This is a genomic window from Emticicia aquatica (assembly GCF_923079645.1).
Lineage (GTDB): Bacteria > Bacteroidota > Bacteroidia > Cytophagales > Spirosomataceae > Emticicia > Emticicia aquatica.
The window spans coordinates 1,182,787-1,198,721 of record NZ_CAKLPY010000002.1 but is presented as its reverse complement, the minus strand read 5'-3'; the positions used below and the strand labels follow the sequence as shown (position 1 = coordinate 1,198,721).

The window sequence follows — 15,935 nt, the reverse complement described above, 5'->3', positions numbered from 1 at the left end:
TAGATATTAGAAAAAAGTTTTTACCCAAACAATTAAAAAAGCGAAAGTACCCCTGATTGGTATTAAAGGGATAAGCCATTTGTTTGGGTTTAGCAGGCAATCATATTACAAGACTAAAAGTAGTAGATTGAAACGAAATACTGAGCTTATACAAGTCCGAGATATTGTCATGCGAATACGATGTTCAATGCCCAGAATAGGCACTCGTAAACTTCATTTTTTACTAAAAGAAGAGCTTAAAACATTGAATATTAGCATAGGTAGAGATGTGTTATTCAGCCTTTTGAAGGCAGTGCATTTGCTCATTAAACCTAAAAAAAGTTATACAAAAACAACAGATTCAAGACATTGGATGAGAAAATACCCTAATATTGCTAAGAATCTTACTGTCACAGCACCTGAGCAGCTATGGGTCAGCGATATTACTTATATCAAAACAGCCACTGGACATCAGTATCTAAGTTTGATTACAGATGTTTATTCAAAGAAGATTATGGGGTATCACCTATTGGACAACCTAACAACCCAAGGGCCTTTGAATGCCCTTGAATACGCTTTAAAAAACAGAAAATATACACACCAATTAATGCACCATTCAGACAGAGGATTGCAGTATTGTTCGGCAGATTATATCAAAAAATTGACCGAAAATAATGTTCAAATTAGTATGACAGAAAATGGAGACCCTTACGAAAATGCAGTTGCTGAAAGAATTAATGGAATCTTAAGATATGAATTTTTAATCATTGATGGATTTAAAAATCATCAAGAGGCAATGGCAGTTATAAAAGACTCCATTGAAATTTATAATGAATATAGGCCGCACATGAGTTGTCAAATGCTGACCCCAAATGCCACTCATATGCAGAAAGAAATCACTATAAAAAAATGGAAGAAAAAAACTCGAAAGATTTTTCTTCCGAGGCTAATATCAAGAGAGTTTTATAATTCTATCCGTGTCAACTTTTTTCAGGACTATACAGTTTTAAAACTCCATAAAGCTCTCCCTCAAAACTTTACTTAAAACCTCCAGCATATAATCGACATTTTCTTTTGAAAAACACATCGGTGGCTTAATTTTGAGTACATTATGCTGCGGACCATCTACACTCATCAGAATCTTAAAATCTTTCATGCGATTAGCCAAATAGTTCGTTTGTTCGGGCAAAGGTTTTTTATTTTCGTCAACCAATTCGATTCCCAAAAATAAACCTTCTCCTCTCACATCGGCTATAATTGGATGGACTATTTGTAGTTCTTTTAGTTGATTTTTTAGATATTCGCCCACATCTAAAGCATTTTCTTGTAATTTATCTTCTTTGATGACCTGCAAAACTTGTCGCCCAATAGCACACGAAACAGGGTTTCCTCCAAAAGTATTGAAATATTCCATACCGTTTGCAAAAGCATCGGCTACCGCTCGTGTGCAGACAACGGCAGCTAATGGATGACCATTGCCAATCGGTTTACCCATCGTAACAATATCTGGCACTACGCCGTGCAACTGAAAACCCCAGAAAGCTTTGCCAACACGACCAAAGCCAACTTGCACTTCGTCGGCAATGCAAACGCCTCCTGCTTTTCTTACAAATTGGTAAGCGTCTTTTAAATAACCTTCGGGTAAATCTATTTGTCCGCCACAACTGACAATACTTTCAGCAATAAATGCCGCTACATTTCTATTTTTCGATTGTATTTTTTGAATGGCTTCATCCACATGTTTGGCGTATTTAACTCCTGTGTTTTCGCCTTGATAAATCCCTCGGAAAGCATCGGGCAATGGAACAATATGCGTATTTTCGGGGCAACCTTTACCACCTTTTCCATCAAATTTATAAGAACTTATATCGATACACCCTTGTGTATTTCCGTGATAGCCAATTTCTAAGGCAATAATATCTTTTTCGCCAGTAACAGCTTTTGCCATTCTCATCGCTAGTTCATTGGCTTCGCTGCCCGAATTTACAAAATGGAGTACTGATAATTCGGCGGGAAATGTGTTTAATAATTCCTCAGCAAATTGTAATATTTCATCGTTTAAATAGCGAGTATTTGTATTTAAAATAGACATTTGTTGTTGACCCGCTTCAACAACTTTTGGGTGTTCATGCCCCACATGAGCAACATTATTGACGGTGTCTAAATATTTTTGACCAAATTCATCAATCAAATATTGCATTTCCCCTCTCACAATTTTTAATGGCTGGTCATAAGATAAACTCAGACTTTTACCCAAATGCTGTTTTCGGTAATTGATTTGTTCGAGATGGTCGGTTCGTTTTTTTGCAGCTAAAAGTGGCGTTTTGAAAAGTAAATTAGGGTCAGGACAAATACTCGAAAAAATAGGCCAATTATTGGGCGTTGAAACACCAATAAAATCATTTTCATGCCCTAGCATATCTAAGATTATCTGAAAATGTAAATGTGGAGACCAACCACCATTTTCGCTGTCTATGCCAATATTAGCTATTTTTTCGCCTTTTTTAATGGGTTTTCCTGCAAATTTATCGACCAAACTTTCCTTCGTCAAATGCCCATAAAGCGTATAAAATACTAAATCATTTATATGATGTTTCAGAATAAGTGTTGGGCCATAATCTTTCGGATGGTCGTTATTATGGCAGCTAAAAACTTCGCCATTTTCTAAAGCATGAATAGGAGTATTGGCAGAAATCCAAAAATCAACCCCAATATGAATCGTGCGATGCTCGTAGCCTTCATTGGTTTTTATTTTGAAAGCATCGGTTGTATAAATCGGTCGTGCTTCGCCATAGCCACCTACGAAAAGCACATTTTCGTCCTTTACTTTTCGACTGATTTTATCATCTAATGCCGCCGAATTGATATAATTACTAAAATTGCCAATAAAAGTTGAAGCAATCGACAAATCAAGTGGAACGATGGTTTTATTTATACTTTCGGGAATCAAATCTTCAATCGACCAAATCGTATTTTGTGTATAATTAATAAATTCATCATACGTTTTGCAAGGCGTCATACCACAAGCCTTTCTGAACGAATAGTAAGCGTAATTTTCAGAAATATTCATCCATTGCTCAAGTAGCAACCACGCCGATTTTTCACTGATTAATAAATACTTATTTTCGGGTTCTTTCTTTTTATTGATGGCAGATTTTGTCACACTAATCACCAAACGCATGGCGGTTGTGGTATAAAGCACTTGTAATTCTTGATCTAAAAGAGGAAAACTTTCATGATAGCCAGTAATAATTGCTTTGGATGCTTCTAATGGGTCTTCAAAATCCATGATTCCATAAGCCAAAACAACAGATAAATCATTGATAATCTGCGAATAAACACTGTCGCCATAGTCGATAATTGCTTCTACAACAGGGTTTTGTAAATGATTTGAAACAATGATATTATTGTCATTCGCATCATTGTGAATTGTACTTTTTCTAAGATTTTGATATTGCGGTTGAATATTTTTAAATTTCTCAATGAAAAAACTTACAATTTTGAGTTCTTTTTCCGAAAAAAGCCCTAAATATTGTTCAACCCAAAGTGCATTTGCCAAATCCCAATCGAAGGTACGATGAGCCAAAGTATGATTAAAACCTAGCAAGCAATGCGTAATTTGTCCACATTGTAACCCGAGCGAATACCGCAGATTATTACTTTTAGGATTGATTGCTGAATAAAGATTTCCATCAATCCATTCTAAAAGCCGAATTTTTCTTGTATTTCCAAAAGCATCAATATAGTTGAAAATGCCATTTCCGTTAATATTTCTAAAAGATTTTGGATATTTGAAAATAGGTGAGTTTTGTTCAAGATGTTTTAACAATTCGTCTTGAAAAGTCAGGTATTCGAGAGCAGCTTCAGGGCGACTTATTTTTAAAATATAAGATTTATTGGTACTCGTAATTTTGAAGTTGAAGTCAATTTCGCCAGGTAAAGCCTTTGCTTTTCCTTTTATTTCGAAAAAATCTATTGCAATTTGTTCTGCGAGTGGCTCAGAAATTTGTAGTTGTTGATAAGTTGGCTCGGTCATAAAATGAGATTAGAGGTTTAACCGCACAAATTAAATGTATTAGGTTCAAAAAAGAATAATGTCAAAGCGGTTTTATGAAAGTTCAGAAGCCGATGGTGAGTTGTCTCCCAATCATTTCATCAGCAAATTCGAGATTTGTAAACGAAACACCCATCAAGCGAACGTCTTTGGGCATCGGAATTAAATGATTGAGCATTTCGTAGGCAACTTTTGCTAAAAAACCTTTGTCGATAACCGATAGTTGCGACGTGCGACTTCGAGTAATGCTCTCAAAATCAGCAAATTTTACTTTCAGCGTAATACTTTTGCCATAAGCATTGGCTCGTTCCATGCGTCGCCAAAGTTGCTCGACAATATCGTCGAGTTCACGATAAAGTTCATCGGGTTCAAAAATATCATGATTAAAAGTGTTTTCTACGCCAACCGATTTTCTGATGCTATCAGGATTTACTGGCCGATTATCAACACCACGTGAAATATCAGCATAATATCGGCCTACTTTTCCGAAATGTTTTGTCAAGAAATCAACACTTTTTTCTCGTAAATCTTTTCCAGTAAAAACTCCCATTTTGTGCATTTTTTCGGCTGTAACTCTTCCAATGCCATGAAATTTACTGATTTCAAGCGTTTCTACAAAAGCTTCAGCTTGAGCGGGTTTTATTACAAAAAGTCCATCGGGTTTTCGATAATCAGAAGCAATTTTCGCTAAAAACTTATTCACCGAAACACCCGCAGAGGCGGTCAATGTCGTTTTTTCTTTGATTCGGATTTTTATTTCTTGTGCTATTTCTGTTGCGGTAGCAATGCCTTTTAAGTTTTCGGTCACATCCAAATAGGCCTCATCAAGCGAAAGAGGCTCAACCAATGGCGTATATTCCAAAAAAATCTCACGAATTTCTCTTGAAACTTGCTTATAAACTTCAAAACGAGGTTTGACAAAAATAAGATTTGGACATTTTTGTTTAGCAATCCGAGACGACATAGCCGAGCGAACACCAAATTTTCGAGCTTCATAGCTGGCTGCCGCCACAACACCACGCTCGCTGCTTCCACCAACAGCCACAGGTTTTCCTCGTAATTCGGCAAAATCACGTTGTTCAACAGACGCAAAGAAAGCATCCATGTCAATATGTATGATTTTTCGGTGCAAGGTTTTAGAGCAACTTTTATTTAGATTTTAGGTTAGAAAACATCTTTTTGCATAACTAAGTATAAAGAATTGCGTAGAGTTGAATACTAAGAGGCAAAAATTCTTTAAAATTCTCAAATTTTCATCATCAAAAATACAAGATTTAAACATTTTTTTTGCCTTTCATCAGAAATGTAAAAAGTTTTTAACCAAGTATCTTGCATTGCATAGTACCTTATTATATCTTTGTGCCATCAATTTATCAATAGAAGTTGAGAAATAAAGAAAACTTAAACTTTTTAAATTCCTCCTTGAAAAAAAGGAGTTAAAAATATGGATTTAGAAAACGCCCAAGTGCAGATGCGGAAAGGAATTTTGGAGTACTGTATTCTGCACATAATTTCGAGGGGTGAAATTTACGCCTCCGAAATTCTTTACGAATTAATCAACGCCAAAATTATGGTTGTTGAAGGTACGCTTTACCCATTATTAACTAGGCTAAAAAATGCTGGTCTATTAGATTATAAATGGGTAGAATCAACATCAGGGCCGCCCAGAAAATACTATGTATTGACAGAAACAGGGTTATTATTTTTGGAAAACTTGAATAATACTTGGAACGAACTTTCGGAGTCGGTTGGGACGATTATAAGCAAAAAGTAAATAAAATATAGCAAACTTGATTGATTTGATTAATTCAAAACTCATTCATCATTAAAACAATGAAAAAGACTATACAGATTAATATAGCCGGCATGGTTTTCAATATTGAAGAAGATGCCTACGAAAAGCTCAACAACTATTTGGCTTCAATAAAACAATATTTTTCGTCTTATGAAGGAAGCCAAGAAATAGTATCCGATATCGAAGCTCGTATTGCCGAAAAATTTTGGACAAATCAAAAATCAGATAGCCAACCTGTAATTACCATTGAGGGCGTAAATGACTTAATAAAGTCAATGGGAAGCGTAGCTGATTTTGAGGCGATTGAAGAAGAAGAAGACTTAAAAAATAGCCAGCAAGCTAGCACTCAAGAGCCAAAATCTGCAAATACTGAAAACACGTACGCTACAAATAACAATCCTCAACCGTCGATTGGAGCTACGAATCCTAAACGTCTCTATCGTGATGTGAAACGTAAAGCTTTGGGTGGCGTTTTGTCTGGATTGGCACATTATTTTAATATTGACGTGGTTTGGATGAGAATTATATTTTTGTTTCTTTTCCTCGGATTACCGCCAATTAATGATGATTTAGGTCCATTTTCAGGATTTGTTTTTTTAGCTTATTTTGTATGTTGGGTTGTGTTTCCACCAAATGCCAATTTGGACGAAGACAAAAAAGTCAAGAAATTTTATCGAGATAACGATAATAAAGTTTTAGGCGGCGTTTGTAGTGGTTTGGCCGCTTATTTTGGGGTTGATATTACGGTTATTCGTTTACTTTTCGTATTAGGCGTATTTTTGTTTGGAACAGGTTTTTTAGCTTATATCATTCTTTGGATTGTAGCTCCTAAAGCTCAAACACTTACCCAAAAAATGGAAATGAAAGGTGAACCAGTAACACTTTCAAACATCGAAACTAACATTAAAGAAAGCATAAATGTTGATAAAAATGCCCCTGAAAATGGTTTGACTAAGGTACTTTTGTTTCCTTTCCGCTTAGTTGGAATGGTTATTAAAGCTCTAGGTGAAGTTTTGAAACATCTTGGGCCAGTAGCAAGAGTTGTGGCAGGAATCGTGTTGATGATTTTTTCTTTGGTAATGATTGTTGGTGTTGTAGCGGCTGTTGCTGCATTTTTTGGAGTAGCATCAGGAATTGAAGGAACAGAGTTTTTTGATAACAGCCCATTCAAGATTTTTACACAAGATATTCATCCAATGGCTGGCTTCTTTGCATTCTTGGCTATGTTTACACCATTCTTAGCTTTATTATTGACAGGATTAACCTTATTGTCGAATAGAAGAATTGGTAATCGTAACTTTTGGATTTCATTGTTAGGGCTTTGGTTGGCTGGTTTGATGGGAACGGGTATTTTGGCCACAAAATATGCTTTAAATTTCAAGAAAAAAGGCCACTTTGAACAAACCAAAAACTTTCCATTTACACTTGCTGGAAAAACTTTAGTGCTAGATGCCAATAATAACCAAGAAGATAATTTTGACGGAATGCAGATTAAAGATGATGCAGATGTAAATTTAGAAGGTTATGAAGGAACAGATTTGAAACTTGAACAACGTTTTGAGGCGTCGGGCCGTACAAGGGCTGAGGCCGAGGCAAATGCCAAAAATATTTTGTATAATATTGTTCAAAAAGATTCTTCTTTGTCTTTCGACCAAAAAATAATATTACCAGAAAATGCTCGTTTCCGTGGACAAGACCTTGAAATGACACTTTTTATTCCTTTTGACAAACCTTTCAAAATCACTAAATCATTTTATCATAGTGTTTATCGCCATGATTGGGACAATAAAAACTTTGATATTGACGGCGACGATGTTGATAAATATGTTTTTGTGATGAAACGTGACTCTGGAATGATTTGTAGAGATTGTCCGAAACTAAGCGAAGAGGAACGAGAAGCTCTCAACGAAAATAATTATGGCGATGATGATTCGGCTTTTGATTATGGCATTTTTGAAGGAAAAGGACAGCACGAAAAGAAATTTGATTTAAAAAGTTTTGATAGAATCGAGGCTGGTGGAGCGTTTGTCGTAACAGTTCGCAGAGGTGACACATTCAGTATTATTACTGATTCGGATAATGAAGATGAACTAGATGACCTCGATTTAGAAGTGCATGGTAATACCCTCGAAATTGGACATAAAGATAAATTTACCTTTAATCGTCATAACCAAACGGTCAGAATAAATATTACAATGCCAGCTTTGCAAGGGCTTGATATTTCGGGAGCATCATCGGTAAAAGTAATCGGCTTTAAAGATAAAAATAAAGACCTAGAGATTCAATTGACGGGAGCATCAAAAGCTGCCATTGATGTAGAAGTAAGAAAACTTGAGTTTGATGCTACGGGTGCTTCAAAAGCAGATTTGAGAGGTTCGGCTGAAAAAGTTGATTTGGAGATTGCCGGTGCGTGCACGATTGATGCTCAAAGAATGGAAATTAATCAGGTGAAAGCAGAAGCTAGTGGTGCAAGCCACGCGAGTTTTGGCAAAGTGAAAGATTTTAATTCAAGCACAAGCGGAGCAAGTAAAATTAGTCGAGAATAAGTGTAGATAATAAAATTTGTAAAATGAGTGAATGTGTTTCTAAAACATCATTCACTCATTTTATTTATGAATTAGGTTAGTTTGAAAATTCGGTTCATTAATAGCCATTTTTCACCAGGTTGAGCCATCGGAAGAGCTTGTTGATATTTCCACATAAGATTTTCCCATTCTTGAACTTTTTGATTGCTGCCATCCATTTCTGATTTTTTGTCGAATGAAAAGTCATCTTCGGTTTCCATAATCATAAATAAACGGTTTCCGATTCTATAAATTTCCATGTCAATAATACCCGAATCAAGAATACTTTTGGTGATTTCGTCCCAAATTTTTTCGTGATATTTTTCGTATTCGGCAATTAATGTTGGGTTATCAACCAAGTCAAGGGCAAGTGTAAAGCGTTTCATATAATATTTTTTGAGAAAAAACAGTTCTTAATTCATTGATTATCAGTCAATTTTAGTTTTTAAGTAAATGTTTTTTATGATTTTTACAATATTTTTCATTAAAAACGTTTGAAATTAAGTAGATTTTTTCGTTATTTCATTTGAGAAGTTAATTTTTGTTATACTTTTGCAGCCTAAATTTTTTGTTACACTAAAAAGGATTAAGAACTATGTATTGGACACTCGAACTTGCGTCGTATTTAGAGGACGCTCCGTGGCCCGCTACAAAAGATGAGTTGATAGATTTTTCGATTCGTTCGGGAGCACCCATTGAAGTTATTGAAAACCTGCAAGAACTTGAAGACGACGGGCAACCGTATGAGAGCATTGAGGAGATTTGGCCCGATTATCCGACCAAAGATGACTTTTTCTTTAATGAAGATGAATATTAAGCATGAACGTCTAGTTCACTAATTTCTTCTTTATCATGTATTATAAAGCAACAGTTAGAGTTCTCTGGCTGTTGCTTTATTGTTTTAAATATTCCCAAAGATGAACATTCTACAAATTATTATCGTATTTATTGTCATTGCATTGATTGCAATTGCCTGTTTCCCGAAGAAAAAAGCCGATTATGTACTGCTTTATAATATCGAAAAACCGAGTGTAAAAATGGAACTACCGCAGAAACTTAAAGAGATTTCGGGTTTATCGTATTACAAAGAAAATCGTTTGGCATGTGTAAATGATGAAAAAGGAACAGTTTTTATTTATGATTTGACTACGCAAGAAATTGTAGAAACGATTGATATTGGTAAAAATGGCGACTATGAAGGTATTGAAGTGGTTGATGATGAAATCTTTATTATGAAAAGCAATGGAAAAATAAAAGGATTTAAAATAAATGATTCGAGCGAAAGAAAGATTGATTGTACCAATGAAGATGTGAAAGAATACGAAGGTTTGGGATATAATCCAACTACAAATGCTTTGCTTTTGGTTACGAAAGAAAAGGAAAAGGATAAAAATGACAAGAAAACGATTTACTCTTACTCTCTAGAAACAGAGAAGTTTGGCAAATATATGACAATCACTGAGGAAATGATAAGAGGGGATGATGGTAAAAAAACATTTGCTCCGTCAGGTATTGCTGTACATCCGCAAACAGGCGAATTATACGTTATTTCTTCACAAGGGAAAAAGTTGTTGATTTTGTCGCCAAAAGGCGAGAAAAACGACTTGATTGAGCTTAATCCACAAATGTTTTTACAACCCGAAGGCATTTGTTTTACTCCAAATGGTGATTTATACATTTCATCAGAAGGAGATGGGGGAAATGGATATATTCTGAAATTTGAGTATTTAATGAAAAAATAATAGACTTTTCTGGCGGTTTTTAGAAAGAAACCAATGTTTTAAAAAGCCAAAATTTGACAAAATATTAGAAATAAGGTGTTTTCAATAATTTTATTGTTCGTAGCCAAGAAATTCCGAACTTTACAGCTTAACTTTTATCACATAAAAATCAACTAAAGTGTCATACATCGAACTTTCCTTACAAATTGACCTTGACTTTGCCGAAATTATGATGGCAGAATTGGCCGAACTCGGCTTTGAATCTTTCGTAGAAACTGAAGATGGCTTAGAAGCTTATATTCAAGAAGATGTTTTTGACGATTTGACTGTAAAAAATATGCTCGAAAGTTATGCCGAACGGACGGCAATTTCTTATTCTTTCAAGAAAATTGCCAAACAAAATTGGAACGAAGAATGGGAAAAAAACTTTCAACCCATTTCGATTGGAAATAATATTTATGTTCGAGCCGATTTTCACGAAGCTAAACCCGATTTTCTTTATGAAATCATAATTACTCCAAAAATGTCTTTCGGAACAGGTCACCACGAAACCACTTCAATGGTTATGGAACACCAATTAACGATTCCGCATCAAGACAAAAAAGTACTTGACGTTGGAACAGGAACAGGGATTTTGGCGGTCTTGGCGTCAAAACTAGAGGCTAAATATATCAGTGCATTTGATATTGATGAATGGTCTGTTGAAAACACTATTGAAAATGTTGCCTTAAATAATGCCAAAAATATCACGGTTAGGTTAGGAACTATTGAAAACGAACCCGAAGAGAAGTATGAAATAGTGCTGGCAAATATCAATCGTAATATTTTATTACAACAAATTCCAGCATATAAAAACTTTATGACAGAAGGTGCTTCACTCGTCATCAGCGGTTTTTATGAAACAGATATTACTGATATTCAGGCTGTTGCCGAGTCTGTTGGTTTAAAAAAAGTAGCTCAATTAAGCAAGAATCAATGGGCTTCGGTCGTTTTTAAAAGTTAAGTAATGCTATATTTTATTTTTAGTTCGCAATTTTCTGATACCATGCGGCACCTCAAAGCCATTTCATTTCTAGCCATTTTTTTTCTGTCTTTTTCATCAAAAGCACAGTTGATACGTTTATCGGAGCAACCAGAAACTTTTATAACAGATATTCAGACCGTTATGGCAACTGATAATAATGCTGTTGCGATTGCTACTGGAAAAAAGTTTGAATCTTATTGGACAAGCCGTTTTAGTGCTGAACAGAAAACTTCGCTTATCCAAACTTGCAGGAAAATGGGAACTCGTGGCCATAAAATGGCTCAATTCTATTATTTCTTTACGATTTTGGAGAAAGCTATTGAGCAAGAAAAGTTTTCTGATGAGAAAATAAGTAATTTGATTAATATTACTCAAAAATTTGTGGATGGCTATGATTTGAAAACCTCGACGAAAATGCTAGAAACCTTGAGGGATTTTCTAGAAAAACGACGTCTTTATTCATCAAATTATAATCGTTTGTATGCTCTTGGTGGAAGTTATGATTTAATGTTTTTAGAAAAAGCTTCTGATACAAATGCCCCAGCAGCAACGCCAAATACTTCTACATCTCAAACAGAACTCGAACAGAAAAAATACTTTGATGATTGGGATACGCCAACTGCTCCAGAAACGGTTATTACTTCTTCAAAATCAATTTTTGAACCAGATAAAAAAGCGATGCCAATTATTGGTGGGCTTTCGATACAATTAAACAATGTTGACATCATCATGGCAACTGCAAGCGATTCGGTTTGGATAAAAAAAACGAGCGGAATTGTTTCTTTAAAAGATGGTGTTTATGTAGGGAAAGGCGGTTTTTTTACTTTTGAAAGTGCAAAACTGCCTCAAATATCGGTAATTTTAATAGATTTTGCTTTTGAAATTAGAAATCCAAAGTTTTCTGCAGAAGATGTGACACTTACTTATACCGACCGCCTCACAGCTCCGATTAAAGGTGTTTTTGAATACAAAAGCGAAAAACGCATAAAAAATGCTCCGCCTAGTTATCCAAGGTTTATGTCTTATCAAAGTGATGCATTTATAAAAAATATTGACCGAAACATAGAATATCGAGGTGGGTTTTCGATGTCAGGAAATAAAATATTCTCTTCGTCTGTTCAGAATCGGTATTCAAATATTTTAGTCAAAAAAGATGGTAAAGTTTATTTCAAAGCCAGTAGTACCCGTTTTGAGCTGAGTGATTCGCTTATTACTTCGCAATTGGCAAATTTTGTGTCATTTATCGACAAAGATTCTATCTATCATCCAGCCGTAAAACTTAATTACAACCAAAAAAATTATACTTTACGACTCAATAAAATTGAGTCGGGCGGTTTTAAAGAAACGACATTTTCGGATACGTATCATCAAATGAACATTAAATCGGATGCGATGCGATGGAATTTGAATGATGGGAAAATGGATTTTTATATTGTTTCGGCTAAAACCCAAGTTCCTGCCGTATTTGAATCTTTTGATTTTTATGATGCTCAGCGAGTAACGGGTCTCAATAGTAGTGCAGGATTTAATCCTTTATTGATGGTGGGGAACTTCACGCAAAAGAATAATAAACTGACTTTCACGCTCAACGAAATTGCAGATTATAATAAAGTTTTGACGCAAAATATTCGTGGCGGTCTAATGGTTGCGGTTCAGCAAGGATTTGTTGATTATAATCCTTCAGATGATATTTTCAAAATAACAAGTAAAGGTCAAAATTACCTTTCGGCTTTTGCAGGAAAAAGAGATTATGATGATTTCTTGATTCCTTCAATTTATGGCAACAGTAAAGATTCAACTTCAAATGCTACGTTGAATTTGAATGATAAAATATTGACTATCAGAGGAATAAGGCGTTTTAATTTGAGCGACTCACTCAGAATATATGTATTGCCTTATGACCGAACAATAAAAGTCACTAAAAATAGAACGTTTACCTTTAGTGGTCAATTTAAAGCTCGTAACTACCGTTTTTCTGGTAAAGACTTATTATTTGACTACGAAAAATTTGCCCTTTCACTTAATAAAATTGACTCAGTAACTTTTACGCCCCAAGAAGTTTACCGCAAAGGCGGACGACAAGAAATTGGAGGTCATATTAAATTTTTAAAACCTGGAACGCTCTTTCTAAATAGACCAGATAATAAGTCAGGGAAAGTTTATTTACCACAATATCCAAGATTAAAAATCGACGAAGGTGTTATTGTTTATTTTGATGAACCAGCCCGTGGTATAAGAAAATACAGCCGTGATGTGAAATTCGATGTTCCAAGAATTGACTTTGATAGTTTGGCAGTTAAGGATATTGAGTTTGATGGAACATTCTATGCTGGCAATATATTTAAACCTTTCAAGGAAGTATTGAGAATTATGCCTGATACAACTTTGGGTTTTTTGCACAAAGTTCCGAATGGGAAATATAATGTATTTGGCAACGAAACTTCAGTTACATTTTCGTCGGCATTAGCTATGGACGGAAAAGGGCTACATTCAGAAGGAGATATCAATCACTTAGCGGCAACAATGACTGCGAAAGAAATACTTTTCATGGCAGATTCATTGACAGCTACAGGACAATTGGGTAGAATCAATGAAAGTGTATTGAAAGGGTCGTATTTTCCACAGGTAGCCATTAATGATTATACGCTGAAATGGAGACCTAAAGTTGATAGCATGATTATCTCATCAAAGGCGGGATTTAACTTTTACACAGGAACGTCATCGTTGAAAGGAAAGTTAGTGGTTCGTACAGGTGGTTTATTTGGTATCGGTAAATTGATTCGTACTGACTCCGAAACAGCTTCCGAACAATTCAAATTTAACAAAGAAGGCTTTATTGCAGACAGGTCGCAGTTTAATGTAAAATCAACTCAGGCAACAGCAAAATCTGTGCTTTTGGGTAAAAACGTAAACGTAAACTTTAACGTTAATAATAGTATCGTAAATATTGCAACCAATCAAGGAAACTTTAATGATAGTACAGGTTCGACTTTAGAGTTTCCTTATGCGGCCTACAAAACCAATATTGACCGAGCGGAGTGGAATATCAAAAACAAAAAAATCAGTATGAAAGGGGATGTTGAAAAATCGATATTCACTTCAACTAATGCTTCGCAAGAAGGTTTGGCATTCAACGGAAATTCGGCCATTTATGATATTGACCAAATGACATTCAACATCGGTGGTGTGCCATTTATAAAATCAGCGGATGCAAAAATCTTGCCTGATAAAGGACAAGTTTCAATCCGACGAGATGCTGATATGCTTCCATTCAAAAATGCTCGTTTAACGATTGATACACTTAATGGCTACCATAATTTGATTAATGGAAATATTCAGATTATATCAAAAAATAAATTTACGGGAGATGCTACCTACCAATTTGTGAATGTCAAGAAAGATACTTTCAATATCAAAATGGGTAACTTTGAACTTCGAGATATAACTGTTGATGGTGAGTCAAGACGAAGTAAAAACAAAAATCTTTCAACAGTGGCAAGTGCAACGGTTATTGAGCGTGATAGTATGTTTTTATCGCCAAAAATGCTTTATAAAGGTTCAATCACGATGCTTGCTCCCGAAAAAAACTTGTCTTTGGACGGATATATTATTCCTGAATTAAAAAAATATCCTAAACTAGGAGGTTATTGGATAACCTACAAAGGCAATAAATCAGAGGAAATTAGAATTACAGTAGATAAAAACTTGAAAAGTGGTAATTCACCAATTTTTGCAGGACTTCATTTCCGAACAACCACTTCTTCCAATGGGCTTTATCCGACTTTCTTATCGACAAAAGAAGTACCCGAAGACCAAAATGTTTTCCTTGTAAGCGGTATTTGTCGCAGAGATGAACCAAATAAACTTTTTAGCATTATTCCAGAAGAAGGTCGAACTTTAGCAAGTAATAAGTACGAGATTTTGGATGAAAAAGGAATCATTAATTTGGAAGGACGTTTTGATTTAATGAATGAAAAAATTTCGTCTTTTGTACAAACATCTGGTTTTGCAAAAATCAGGTTGGATACAGCAAATCATGAATTCAATACAATGATGCTCGTGAACTTCCCTATTGCACAGCCATTATTGACAAACATGGCCGATAAAATTGTTAAAACTAATCTTGATTTGGGAATAAATGATGCAGCAATCGAACTTAATTCTCCTGAATTAGTTACGAAAATTGCAAAATTTGTGGGCGATAAAGATATTGAAGAATATAAAAATAAATCTGCTCGTGAATATGTTCCTTTATTCAAGTTTTCTCCAAAATTTGCAAATACCATTGTTTTCAGTGATTTAAAACTTCTTTGGTCGCCAAAATATAATACTTATCGAAGTGTTGGCAAACTCGCAATCTCCAACATTGGTGAAACCGATATTAACGCGAAAGTAAACGGTTATGTAGAGATTCGTAAAAACCCTGTTACGGGCGATGAAATGTATATTTTCTTAGAGCTTTCAGGTGAAAACTGGTATTATATGGGTTATAAAGATGGTCAAATGGGACTAATTTCTTCGGATGATAACTTTAATACTGCTATTACAGCGAAAGCTGATAAGAAAAAAATCAAAGATTATCAGGTAATTCCAGTTGATTTCGCAGAAGCAATGCTATATAGAAAAACATTCTTGGAAACGTATCGTGGTATCAAAGAAAAGCCAAAAATTGCTGGACAAAAACCAACCGATGCAAAAAAGTTAGCCGAAGTTCCGAAAGATGAAACGCAGAAAAAAGATGAAAAGAAGAAAAAAGTAGAGGACGAAAAAGACGGTTTCTAAATTTTTTAAAATATTA

The 15,935-nt window shown here is 35.0% G+C and carries 10 protein-coding genes; 7 read left to right on the top strand and 3 right to left on the bottom strand.

Annotated features, from left to right (window positions below; genetic code table 11):
• The first annotated feature begins 31 nt into the window (after nt 1–31).
• Nucleotides 32–1,024: an IS3 family transposase gene (locus tag MJQ71_RS14685; protein ID WP_310587536.1), complete on the top strand. Its 993-nt coding sequence runs from the start codon at nt 32–34 to the stop codon at nt 1,022–1,024.
• On the opposite strand, the gene MJQ71_RS14680 is transcribed toward MJQ71_RS14685, so the two are convergent.
• Entirely contained in the window at nt 986–4,015 is a 3,030-nt protein-coding gene (locus MJQ71_RS14680) for an aminotransferase class III-fold pyridoxal phosphate-dependent enzyme (protein WP_238807381.1), read from the bottom strand. The two genes, MJQ71_RS14685 and MJQ71_RS14680, sit on opposite strands and share 39 nt — an antisense overlap.
• A gap of 82 nt (nt 4,016–4,097) precedes the next feature.
• Nucleotides 4,098–5,165, bottom strand: a complete 1,068-nt coding sequence (gene dinB, locus MJQ71_RS14675) for a DNA polymerase IV (RefSeq protein ID WP_238807380.1) — start codon at nt 5,163–5,165, stop codon at nt 4,098–4,100.
• A gap of 312 nt (nt 5,166–5,477) precedes the next feature.
• On the opposite strand from dinB, the gene MJQ71_RS14670 reads away from it, so the two are divergent.
• Nucleotides 5,478–5,807 carry a PadR family transcriptional regulator gene (locus MJQ71_RS14670; protein WP_238807379.1) on the top strand — a complete coding sequence of 110 codons (330 nt, stop codon included), beginning with the start codon at nt 5,478–5,480 and terminating at the stop codon, nt 5,805–5,807.
• A 59-nt stretch (nt 5,808–5,866) separates the two neighbouring features.
• On the top strand, nt 5,867–8,374 hold the full coding sequence (locus MJQ71_RS14665; RefSeq protein ID WP_238807378.1) for a PspC domain-containing protein: 2,508 nt from the start codon (nt 5,867–5,869) through the stop codon (nt 8,372–8,374).
• 71 nt (nt 8,375–8,445) lie between these two features.
• Here MJQ71_RS14665 and MJQ71_RS14660 read toward each other — a convergent pair whose 3' ends face one another.
• Nucleotides 8,446–8,778 (bottom strand): L-rhamnose mutarotase, encoded by a 333-nt coding sequence (locus MJQ71_RS14660; protein WP_238807377.1) that lies wholly within the window; start codon nt 8,776–8,778, stop codon nt 8,446–8,448.
• Between the two features lie 209 nt (nt 8,779–8,987).
• Here MJQ71_RS14660 and MJQ71_RS14655 point away from each other — a divergent pair, with 209 nt between their 5' ends.
• The 4 genes from MJQ71_RS14655 to MJQ71_RS14640 all read left to right on the top strand — a co-directional run bounded on the left by MJQ71_RS14655 (nt 8,988) and on the right by MJQ71_RS14640 (nt 15,919).
• The gene (locus MJQ71_RS14655; protein ID WP_015028821.1) at nt 8,988–9,209 is read left to right on the top strand and encodes a DUF2795 domain-containing protein; all 222 of its coding nucleotides are present in this window, start codon (nt 8,988–8,990) and stop codon (nt 9,207–9,209) included.
• A gap of 100 nt (nt 9,210–9,309) precedes the next feature.
• Entirely contained in the window at nt 9,310–10,134 is an 825-nt protein-coding gene (locus MJQ71_RS14650) for an SdiA-regulated domain-containing protein (protein WP_238807376.1), read from the top strand.
• A gap of 157 nt (nt 10,135–10,291) precedes the next feature.
• A complete protein-coding gene (gene prmA, locus MJQ71_RS14645; RefSeq protein ID WP_238807375.1) occupies nt 10,292–11,116 on the top strand; it encodes a 50S ribosomal protein L11 methyltransferase in 825 nt (274 codons plus the stop codon).
• Between the two features lie 3 nt (nt 11,117–11,119).
• Nucleotides 11,120–15,919 (top strand): hypothetical protein, encoded by a 4,800-nt coding sequence (locus MJQ71_RS14640; protein ID WP_238807374.1) that lies wholly within the window; start codon nt 11,120–11,122, stop codon nt 15,917–15,919.
• Nucleotides 15,920–15,935: the final 16 nt, after the last annotated feature.